1 protein-coding gene is annotated in these 1051 nt (G+C 39.1%); it reads left to right on the top strand.

Annotation, left to right across the window (positions count from 1 at the left end):
- Nucleotides 1–18: 18 nt before the first annotated feature.
- Nucleotides 19–1051 (top strand): elongation factor Tu (gene tuf, locus Q1K13_RS09575; protein ID WP_300350058.1); only part of this gene is annotated, 1033 nt, incomplete at its 3' end.

Consider the following 1051-nt stretch of genomic DNA (forward strand, 5'->3'; position numbering starts at 1 on the left):
TAAAAGGAGGAATTTGCAATGTCAAAAGCAAAATTTGAAAGAAGCAAACCACACGTTAACATTGGAACAATCGGTCACGTAGACCACGGTAAAACAACATTAACAGCTGCTATAACAACTGTTTTAGCACAAGCTGGTGGAGCAGAAGCATTCAAGTACGATGAAATAGATAAAGCTCCAGAGGAAAAAGAAAGAGGAATCACAATCAATACAGCTCACGTTGAGTATGAGACTGCTAACAGACACTACGCTCACGTTGACTGTCCAGGACACGCAGACTACGTTAAAAACATGATTACTGGTGCTGCACAAATGGATGGAGCTATATTAGTATGTTCAGCTGCTGATGGTCCAATGCCTCAAACAAGAGAGCACATCTTATTATCATCAAGAGTTGGAGTTGACCATATAGTAGTATTCTTAAACAAAGCTGATATGGTTGACGATGAAGAGTTATTAGAGTTAGTTGAAATGGAAGTTAGAGAGTTATTAAGCGAGTACAACTTCCCAGGAGACGATATCCCAGTAATAAAAGGATCAGCTTTAGTAGCATTAGAAAACCCAACTGATGAAGCTGCAACAGCTTGTATCAGAGAGTTAATGGAAGCAGTAGATAGCTACATTCCAACACCAGAAAGAGCAACAGATAAGCCATTCTTAATGCCAGTAGAGGACGTATTCACAATCACTGGTAGAGGAACAGTTGCAACAGGAAGAGTTGAAAGAGGAATTCTACACGTTGGAGACGAAGTAGAGATAATCGGATTAACTGAAGAGAGAAGAAAAACTGTTGTTACAGGAATCGAAATGTTCAGAAAGTTATTAGATGAAGCACAAGCTGGAGATAACATAGGAGCATTATTAAGAGGGATCCAAAGAACTGACATCGAAAGAGGTCAAGTTTTAGCTCAAACTGGAACAATAAACCCACACAAAAAATTCGTAGGTCAAGTATACGTACTTAAAAAAGAAGAAGGTGGAAGACATACTCCATTCTTCGATGGATACAGACCACAATTCTACTTCAGAACAACAGACGTTACAGGATCAA

Source organism: Clostridium sp., from assembly GCF_029267215.1.
Classification (GTDB): domain Bacteria; phylum Bacillota; class Clostridia; order Clostridiales; family Clostridiaceae; genus Sarcina.